General features: G+C 33.8%; 4 protein-coding genes and 1 pseudogene. All 5 read left to right on the forward strand.

The window, feature by feature from the left end:
- Positions 1–10: 10 nt before the first annotated feature.
- Positions 11–997 (forward strand): Gfo/Idh/MocA family protein, encoded by a 987-nt coding sequence (locus ACU1LP_RS15440; RefSeq protein ID WP_445732516.1) that lies wholly within the window; start codon positions 11–13, stop codon positions 995–997.
- Positions 998–1,010: 13 nt separating this feature from the next.
- Positions 1,011–2,939 (forward strand): annotated as a pseudogene (nagB, locus tag ACU1LP_RS15445) (glucosamine-6-phosphate deaminase).
- Positions 2,940–2,966: 27 nt separating this feature from the next.
- Complete coding sequence (locus ACU1LP_RS15450; protein WP_445732518.1) at positions 2,967–3,311, forward strand: hypothetical protein; 345 nt, start codon at positions 2,967–2,969, stop codon at positions 3,309–3,311.
- A 20-nt stretch (positions 3,312–3,331) separates the two neighbouring features.
- Positions 3,332–4,738 (forward strand): phosphoglucosamine mutase, encoded by a 1,407-nt coding sequence (glmM, locus tag ACU1LP_RS15455; protein ID WP_445736725.1) that lies wholly within the window; start codon positions 3,332–3,334, stop codon positions 4,736–4,738.
- 12 nt (positions 4,739–4,750) lie between these two features.
- Entirely contained in the window at positions 4,751–6,739 is a 1,989-nt protein-coding gene (locus ACU1LP_RS15460; protein ID WP_445736726.1) for a beta-N-acetylhexosaminidase, read from the forward strand.
- Positions 6,740–6,818 lie beyond the last annotated feature (79 nt).

The following is a 6,818-nucleotide window of genomic DNA, read 5'->3' on the forward strand; positions in this document are numbered from 1 at the left end:
TTGGTAAATCATGAACAAAGTTTATAAATGGGGAATTATTGGCTGTGGAAATGTTACCGAACTTAAAAGCGGACCCGCTTACCAAAAAGTAGAAGGTTTTAAGTTACATGCGGTCATGCGTAGAGACATTGAAAAAGCTCAAGATTATGCTTTAAGACATGGAGTTCCAAAGTTTTATAGTGATGCGGATGATATAATTAATGATTCTGAAATTGATGCTATATACATTGCTACGCCACCAGATTCTCATGGGTATTATGCGCTTAAGGTAGCAGCAGCTGGTAAAATATGCTGTATTGAAAAGCCTATGGCGCCAACTTATGAAGAATGTGTGGTTATAAATAAAGCTTTTAACATAAAAAATATCCCATTATTTGTTTCTTATTACAGACGATCACTTCCAAGATTTAAGCAAATAAAATTATGGATTGAAGAAAATAGAATAGGGGTAATAAGGCATATAAATTGGCATTTAAGTAAACCAGTTAATTTGATAGATATTTCGAAGGAATATAATTGGAGGACAAATATAGATATTGCATATGGAGGTTATTTTGATGATTTGGCTTCTCATGGGATAGATTTATTTATCTATTTGTTAGGAGATATTGATAAAGCTACAGGCGTATCTACTAATCAGCAAGGTCTATATACAGCTATAGATTCGGTTGCTGGAAGTTGGATTCATGAATCAGGTGTAACGGGTTCTGGTAGCTGGAATTTTGGAACAGCAGAAAGAGAGGATATGGTTCATATATATGGAGATAAGGGGAAAATAATGTTTTCAGTTTTTGGAGAAACACCAATAATGCTTAAAAATCAATTAAGAAAAGAAAGTATTACTATTAAAAACCCTGAAAATGTTCAATTTTTCCATGTTCAGAATATAAAAAGTCATTTGTTAGAAAAAAGTGAGCATCCATCACCAGGAAGTACTGCCGCTCATACCACTTGGGTATTGGAAAATATTTTAAAAAAAACAACTAAAAATATATAAAAAAAATCAGCACATGTTAAAAAGCACAATAGACAAAGCCACTGGGTTCGAAAAGCGATTTGAAAATATTGGTACTTTAGTTTACGAAAATTCAACTACAGCTTCCAAAGCGGTAGCAAAGGAAATAGCAGCCCTTATCAGGGTGAAACAATCACAAAAGCAGCCCTGTATATTGGGATTGGCAACAGGGAGTTCACCAAAAGGATTGTATGCAGAATTGGTGCGTTTGCATAAAGAAGAAGGTCTGAGCTTTAAAAATGTGGTATCGTTCAATTTGGATGAATATTACCCCATGGAACCAGACTCTGTAAACAGTTATGTTCGTTTTATGAAATAACAACTGTTTAATCACATAGATATATTACAAGAAAATTATCATGTTCCAAATGGTCTATTATCTAAACAAGACATTGCAGATTATTGTGACGCATCCGAAGCGAAAATTGAAGCCTTGGGCGGTATCGATTTACAGGTATTAGGTATAGGAGGCAATGGTCATATAGGTTTTAATGAATCGGGCTCACTTCAAAATTCAAAAACACGTTTGGTGGCACTGGACCATATTACAAGAGTTGCTGCCAGTGCTGATTTTTCAGGTCTGGAAAACACACCTAGAACAGCTATTACCTTAGGTGTTAAAAAAATAATGGAAGCAAAAAGGGTTATTCTTCTAGCTTGGGGAGAAAGCAAATCTAATATTATCAAAGCGTCAACAGAAGGAGAAGTTACCAGTCGTGTGCCAGCATCCTATTTACAGGAACATAACAATGCAACATTTGTTTTAGATCAGGCTGCTTCTTCAAAATTAACAAGAATTAACACCCCTTGGTTGGTTGAAAAAATAGTTTGGACAGATAAGCTTATCAGAAAAGCCGTTTTGAGTTTGGCACTTCATTTAAAGAAACCCATTTTAATGTTAACAGATGCCGATTATATTGAAAACGGCATGAGCGATTTGTTAGCTGATTCGGGTCCAGCCTATGATATCAACATCAAAATATTCAACAAGTTACAAAATACGATTACAGGTTGGCCAGGAGGAAAACCAAATGCGGACGATAGTAAACGACCAGAACGTGCAGAGCCAGCAAAAAAGCGTATCATTATATTCAGTCCACACCCTGATGATGATATTATTAGTATGGGAGGCACCTTTAAAAGGCTGCATGAACAAGGGCATGAAGTACATGTAGGGTATCAAACATCTGGAAATATAGCGGTGGCAGATGATGAAGCACTGCGTTTTGCAAGTTTTGTATGTGATTATAATAACAAATTCGGAATAGAAAATACCGAAGCTGGAGATATATATAAAAAAGCAGTCAACTTTCTAAAAAACAAAAAATCTAGTGAAGTAGATATTGAAGAAGTAAGATATATAAAGGGATTGATTAGAAAAGGAGAGGCAAGGGCCACCTGCCATTTTATAGGTATTCCAGATGAACAGATTCATTTTATGGAGCTCCCTTTTTATGAAACTGGGGCTATAAAAAAGAATCCAATTGGGATTGGGGATGTAAAAATAACTTCAGATTTAATTGAAAAAATAAAGCCACACCAAATTTATGCGGCAGGAGATTTAGCAGACCCTCACGGAACACATAAAGTATGTTTAGACGCTATTTTTGCGGCTGTAAAAGAGCTAAAGCCAAAGAAATTCATGAAAGATTGCTGGGTCTGGCTCTACCGAGGTGCATGGCAAGAATGGGGTATAGATGAGATAGATATGGCAGTACCTATGGGTCCCGATCAGGTTTTAGAAAAACGTAAAGGCATCTTCAAGCACCAATCACAAAAAGATGGTGTGGTGTTTCAAGGGACAGACAGTAGGGAGTTCTGGCAACGAGCAGAAGATAGAAACAGGGAAACAGCCGATCTATATGATGAATTAGGGTTGTCACATTATGCTGCTATGGAGGCGTTTGTAAGATGGCATTATTAATATTTATGCTATTTCTAAGTAAAACAAATGAATAAAGAAACTATTAATATTAAATCACCTCGTTACAAGCTGGTTAAAATTGAGCATGTAAATAATTTAGGGGTTTACAATAAATTTATTAATTGGATTATTGGAGAATTTGATTTGTACCTTAAAAACAATGAGTCAAAACAATTGAAAGTCTATTTCCCAAATGGATGGTTTAGTATAGGAAGTTTTAAGAGTGATAATGAAGAAATTTGTATTAGAATTAAAGTTGAAGGAAAATCAAAGATTGCTTGTGAAATATTAATGGAGAGAATATTAAATACATACAGTCATGTTGTTCAATTTTATGAAGTAAAAAATGATTCAACGTATTTAATAGATTAAAATATAGAAGTGAAATTTAAATGACATTAATAAAATCAATTTCAGGAATTAGAGGAACTATTGGAGGAATAGTAGGTGATAATTTAACACCAATAGACGCCGTAAAATTTGCAGCTGCTTATGGAATGTGGTTAAAGCAACAAAACAAGAATAAAGATTTAACTGTGATTATAGGTAGAGATGCTAGAATTTCTGGCGATATGATAAGTAGCTTAATTAGTAAGACATTAGTAGGTTTAGGTATTCATGTTAAAGATTTAGGTTTATCAACAACCCCAACAGTAGAAGTTGCCGTTGCTTTGGAGGCTGCAGATGGCGGAATAATAATTACCGCAAGTCACAATCCAAAACAATGGAATGCTTTGAAATTATTAAACAATAAAGGTGAATTTTTGAATATAAAAGAAGGCGATAAGATTCTAAAAATAGCAGAAAACGATGATTATATTTTTGCTGGAGTTGATGATTTAGGCGTTTATGCTGAAGTTGAAGGTTATATTGAAAAACATATCAATGAAGTTCTAAAATTAGAGTTAGTAGATGTAAATGCCATAAAACAATCTAAATTTAAAGTGGTTGTTGATGCAGTAAATTCAACTGGAGGAATAGCAATTCCTGCTTTATTGGAAAAATTAGATGTGGAATGTATTAAACTGTACTGTGAACCAAATGGCCATTTTCCGCATAATCCAGAACCTTTAAAAGAACATTTAACCGATATATCAGATTTAGTTGTAAAAGAAAATGCCGATTTAGGTATTGTCGTAGATCCAGATGTTGATAGGTTGGCGATTGTATGTGAAGACGGCTCTATGTTTGGAGAAGAATATACTTTGGTTGCTTGTGCAGATTATGTTTTAGGACAATTAAAGGGAGGGCATACAGTTTCTAATTTGTCATCTTCAAGGGCTCTTAGAGATATTGCAAAAAAACATGGAGGGACTTATACAGCTAGTGCGGTTGGAGAAGTAAATGTGGTTATAGAAATGAAAAAATCAAATGCTGTAATTGGAGGCGAAGGAAACGGGGGGATTATATATCCTGAATCACACTATGGAAGAGATTCTCTAGTAGGTGTGGCTTTGTTTTTATCGCATTTAGCCCATGGTAAATTATCCTGTAAAGAGCTACGAACGTCTTACCCAAGTTATTTTATGAGTAAATCTAAGATTCAATTAACTCCAGATTTAGATGCAGACAAAATCTTGAAAAAGATAGCTTTAAATCATCAAAATGAAGATGTTAACATAATTGATGGTGTAAAAATAGATTTTTCATCAGAATGGGTGCATTTAAGAAAATCAAATACTGAACCTATAATTCGTGTTTATACGGAAAGTGTTACCCAGGAAAAAGCAGATGAATTAGCAAATAGATTTCTTGAGGAAATTAAATGCTTTGCTAAATTAGAACATCAAGTAATTTGAGAAGCTAAAAAAATGAAACAAATAACACTAAATATCTTTTTAGTAATCATTCCACTTGTAGTTTTTGCACAACAGCGATTAAACGTTGTGCCAGCGGTTCAAAAATGGGAATGTAGTAGTGAAGTTATCGGTTTTAGTTCAGTCTCGGTTAATTGGACTGAAGGGACTGGAACTAAAGAACAGTTTTTTTTAAATCGATTTGTAAATGAGTTAAAAACTTTAGATATAACCATTAAGGAGCCAGGCAATGAGAAAACACTTTCTATATTTTTTGACACGGCATATAGACCTATTAATGGGAATAAGGATACCTATAAAATTTTATTCGGACGAGAAACCACTGTAATCGCATCATCCTACAACGCGCTTGTATATGCTTCCCGAACCTTACTACAATTATTTTCTCAAGAACAGTACAAAAATAAAGTTCCAATGGGGATAGTTGAAGATTTTCCTGAATATGAGAAGCGAATGTTACAAATTGATGTTGCCCGGAAATTTTTTACTGTGGATGAATTGAGAGATTTTATTAGGATTATGGCATGGGTAAAAATGAACGAATTACACCTGCACCTAAGTGACAACTCATGGGGAGGATACAGTGCGTATCGTTTAGAAAGTGAACTTTACCCACAACTCACCGCTAAAGATGGACATTATACTTGGCAAGAAATAAGAGAGCTACAAGACTTTGCAATCTGTTACGGAATTGTTATAATCCCTGAAATTGATTTACCAGGACATTCATTGGCTTTTACCAATATCAGGCCTGACCTAAAAAATAAATGGCTAAGCCCTAATTATTTAGATATCACAAATAATGACACTTATACTTTTATGGAAAGCATTTTGGAAGAAGTTATTCCTCATTTTGACTCCAGTGATTTTCATATTGGTACAGATGAGTACCGTATTAACAGTATTAAAGACGACTCTTTAAAAACACACATTGGGAATACTTTTAGAAAATATATCAACCATTTTAATAAGGTTATTAAAAAAAATAATAAAGCAACCCGTATCTGGTCAGGTTTTGAAAACATGCCCGGAGATACAGAAATTGATAACGATATTATTATTGATATGTGGGAAACAAGTGATGCACAAGATAAATCTGACCGTGGTTATCAATTTATAAATTCTAGCCATTACTATACCTATGTGGTACCCGGTGCACCTTATTATGGTGTTGATAATAAATTTGTATATGAAAAATGGACGCCTGAGATTTTTAGCGATAAAACGGAACAAAATTTAAAGAAGGATAGCAAAGGGCTTTTAGGAAGTAAGTTGCACATCTGGAATGATTTCGGTCCCACAGGTTACTCAATCTCTGAAATAGCAAGATTAAGTGTACCTTCAATGCTTGTTTTTTCTGAAAAAATGTGGGGAACGAAATCCGATATTTCCTATGGAGATTATAAAATTCAGCTTGAAAAACTGGGAAATATCCCTATGACGAACATATTGGAACGCAACTATACAGGTCAAAAACAAATCTATTCCCAAAAAGAGAATATTAGTTTAAATGAAAAACAAAGTATATCAATTGGTAAATCCATCAAAAACGTTGAGTATCCTTGGACGTTGGAATTAACAGTTCTAAAAACAAAAGAAGGTACCAAAGCAGATGTGCTTTTTTCATCAGAATTAGCAACTATTTATTCTGACTTAGAATTTGAATTTAAAAAAAATAAAGAAACAATCATCAAACGGGGTTTCGCAATAGTGAGAGCTAATCAGACGGCAGGAAGTAGCCCTATAATGTATCATAGACCACAAGTTATTGTTTTCGATTATCAAATTCCAATGCATCAAAATGTTAAAATAAAACTTGTTGGAGAGCAAAATAAAACAAGTTTATATGTGATTAATCAATTTATGGGGAGTGAAAATATCCAAATGCTATGCCCAGTTGATTACATTGGTAATCCACAAGGAAAAATTTTTGGTGGAGAAATCAAAAATATAACCATCATTCAAAATAAGGTTATCAATTAAATTAATAGGTATAGGCGTTTAGGTAACACTTACTTTTGTTCTTGTTTTATCATTTTCAACCATCTTTTTAACTAACACA

The sequence above is a fragment of the Mariniflexile sp. genome (assembly GCF_052728615.1).

Coding starts and splice junctions, on each gene's coding strand:
- ACU1LP_RS15450 (WP_445732518.1), top strand. CDS start 2,967: ATGAATAAAGAAACTATTAATATTAAATCACCTCGTTACAAGCTGGTT.
- ACU1LP_RS15460 (WP_445736726.1), top strand. CDS start 4,751: ATGAAACAAATAACACTAAATATCTTTTTAGTAATCATTCCACTTGTA.
- glmM (WP_445736725.1), top strand. CDS start 3,332: ATGACATTAATAAAATCAATTTCAGGAATTAGAGGAACTATTGGAGGA.
- ACU1LP_RS15440 (WP_445732516.1), top strand. CDS start 11: ATGAACAAAGTTTATAAATGGGGAATTATTGGCTGTGGAAATGTTACC.